This is a genomic window from Aquipuribacter hungaricus, from assembly GCF_037860755.1.
Lineage (GTDB): Bacteria > Actinomycetota > Actinomycetes > Actinomycetales > JBBAYJ01 > Aquipuribacter > Aquipuribacter hungaricus.
Window position 1 is genome coordinate 1 of the sequence record NZ_JBBEOI010000357.1, and the last position, 2,655, is coordinate 2,655.

Below are 2,655 nucleotides of genomic sequence, written 5' to 3' on the forward strand. Positions count from 1 at the left end.
GGGCGCGGCGGCCTCCTCGTGCGCGGCCGGGCGGACGGCGCGCAGGCGCGGGGCGGCACGACCGGTCGCCGGCGCCAGGACGGCGTTGCCGAGCTCGACCACGGCGGGGCGTGACCGGTAGCTGCGGACCAGGTGCACGACCGTGGCGCCGGGGTGGGCGGCCGCGAACCCGCCCAGCAGCGAGGAGTCGGCGCCCGCGAAGCTGTAGATGGTCTGGTGGGGGTCGCCGACGACGCAGACGTCGTCGCGCTCCCCGACCCACAGGTCGAGGAGGACCTGCTGCGCCGCCGAGACGTCCTGGTACTCGTCCACGGTGAACCAGCGGTACCGGGAGCGGACCTGCCGTGCGACGTCCTCGCGCTCGCGGAGCATGGCCGCCGTGAGCAGCAGGACGTCCTCGAAGTCCATCACCCCGCGGGCGGTCTTGGCGTCCTCGTAGGCCTCGACGAGCCGCGCGACGACCGCCGGGTCGTGGCCGGCGACCTCTGCCCTGCCGGCGGCGAGCGCCGCGGCCGGGTACGTGGCGGGGGTGAGCAGGCCGACCTTGGCCCACTCCAGCTCCGAGGACAGGTCGCGCACGGCGCTGCGGTCCACCCGCAGGCCGAGCCGTGCTGCGGCCTCGCCGACCACCGCGGCCTTGTGCTCCAGCAGCGGGGGCGCCGGGCCGCCGACCACCGAGGGCCAGAAGTGCTGGAGCTGGCGCAGCGCGGCGGCGTGGAAGGTGCGCGCCGTGGCGCGGCCGACCCCGAGGGCCCGCAGCCGTTCGCGCATCTCGCCGGCGGCGCGGGCGGTGAACGTCACCGCGAGGACCTGGTCCTCGGGCACGGCGCCGACGGCCACGGCGTGCGCGATGCGGTGGGTGATGGCCCGGGTCTTGCCCGTGCCGGCCCCGGCCACCACGCAGACCGGACCGCGGACCGCCTCCGCGACCGACCGCTGCTCGTCGTCGAGGGGGCGCAGCAGCGCCTCGGCGTCGGCGGGGGTCAGGACCACGCCCCCATCGTCCCAGCCCGGGGACGCGGCCGGGTCGCCCGGCGGCCGTCCTGGGGAACACCGCGGGCGGGCTCCCTGTTGTGGACGGACGAGCACCGCACCCCGACCGACCCGGACACCGAGGAGACACCCGTGCAGGCACCCGCAGCTGGGACCGTGACCATGTACTCGACCACCTGGTGCGGGTACTGCCGTCGCCTGAAGTCGCAGATGGACCGCGAGGGCATCGCCTACACCGAGGTCAACATCGAGGACGTCCCCGACGCCGCCGAGTTCGTCATGCAGGTCAACGGCGGCAACCAGACGGTCCCGACGGTGCTGTTCCCCGACGGCAGCGCCGCCACCAACCCCTCGCTCGCCGAGGTCAGGTCCCGCCTCGCCGCCTGAGCGGCACGCCGGGCCCCGACCCGGCAGCACCGGGGCTCGAGCACCGACGGCACCTGCGCCTAGCGCCAGGTGCCGTCCTGCTGCAGGGGGCCGCCCAGCCAGCGCTCCACGAGGCGGCGGGCCACCGACACCGCCGGCGGGACCGTGATCTCGCCCGCCGCCACCGCCGCACGCAGGCCGTCGCGGTCGAACCAGCGCACCTCGGTGATCTCCGAGCCGTCGGGGACCGCCTCGGTGTCCTCGGTCTCGGCGTGGAAGGCCACCATGAGCGAGGCGGGGAACGGCCACGGCTGGCTGCCCAGGTACTCCACCGTCGTCGCGGTCACCCCGGCCTCCTCGAGCAGCTCGCGCGCGACCGCCTGCTCGAGCGACTCCCCGGGCTCGACGAACCCGGCGAACGCCGAGTACCGGCCGTCCGGCCACCGTCCCTGGTGACCCAGGAGCAGCCTGCCGGCGGGGTCGGTCACGGTCATGATCACGGCAGGGTCGTGCCGGGGGTGCTGCGTGGTGCCGTCGACCGGGCAGGAGCGCTCGTGGCCGGCGGCGACGACCGTGGTCGCGCTGCCGCACCGGGGGCAGCGGGGGTTGTCGCGGTGCCAGTGCTGCAGCGCGACGGCCTCGGTGAGCGCGCCGGCGTCCGTGTCCGGCAGCAGCGCGCCGAGGCCCCGGAGGTCGCCCGAGGGCCCGTCCGGCCAGCCGGTCGTGGACCCCGGCGGCAGGAGCAGCGCGACCATCGAGCCGGGGGCGCGCGGGTCGTCGTCCGGGAAGCGGCCGAGCAGGACCACGACGGGCTCCTCGGCCGGGTCGCCGCCGCCGGCCGCCAGCCGCTCGGCACCGCCGAGGGCAGCCACCACGGCGAGGGCCTCGTCGCCGGCCACGGTGCGCAGCGACGGGGACCCCTCGGGGCCCTCGTGCACCGGCGCGCGGCCGTCGAGCACCGGCAGCAGCGACGTCGTCGGGTCGGCGAGGAGGCCGGACAGCAGACCGGCGGCGGTGCGGTCGTCGCTCACCTTGTCCAGCCGGGAGCGGGACAACGCGAGGTCGGCGAGAGGCACGCCTGCACCCTATGTCGGCCACGTCTGACTACGGTTGGCGGGTGGCAGCCCCAGACGACGAGCAGCAGGGCGCGGCGCCCACCGAGACCTCGGCGCCGGCGCTGCGCGGGGACGGCCCCGCCCCGTCGTCGTGGGTCCCCGCCCCGGCCCCGCAGGACGACCCCGCCGCGGCCGACCGGCAGGGCGCGCCAGGACCCGCAGGACGTCCCGCGGGCGGCCG

At 77.1% G+C, this 2,655-nt stretch carries 3 protein-coding genes; 1 reads left to right on the top strand and 2 read right to left on the bottom strand.

All coding sequences use genetic code 11. The annotated features are described in order from the left end of the window. The coding region (locus WCS02_RS19530; RefSeq protein WP_422665442.1) for an ATP-dependent helicase at positions 1-993 on the bottom strand (993 nt) is incomplete at its 3' end. Positions 994-1,155: 162 nt separating this feature from the next. Between WCS02_RS19530 and WCS02_RS19535 the strand changes: the two genes are divergently transcribed. Next, complete coding sequence (locus WCS02_RS19535) at positions 1,156-1,380, top strand: mycoredoxin (protein ID WP_340295950.1); 225 nt, start codon at positions 1,156-1,158, stop codon at positions 1,378-1,380. A gap of 59 nt (positions 1,381-1,439) precedes the next feature. On the opposite strand, the gene nudC is transcribed toward WCS02_RS19535, so the two are convergent. Then, positions 1,440-2,435 (bottom strand): NAD(+) diphosphatase, encoded by a 996-nt coding sequence (gene nudC, locus WCS02_RS19540; protein ID WP_340295948.1) that lies wholly within the window; start codon positions 2,433-2,435, stop codon positions 1,440-1,442. Positions 2,436-2,655: the final 220 nt, after the last annotated feature.

What these genes read in the sequence shown, in the direction of transcription:
- WCS02_RS19535 (WP_340295950.1), top strand. Translation starts at nt 1,156, where the DNA reads ATGTACTCGACCACCTGGTGCGGGTACTGCCGTCGCCTGAAGTCGCAG.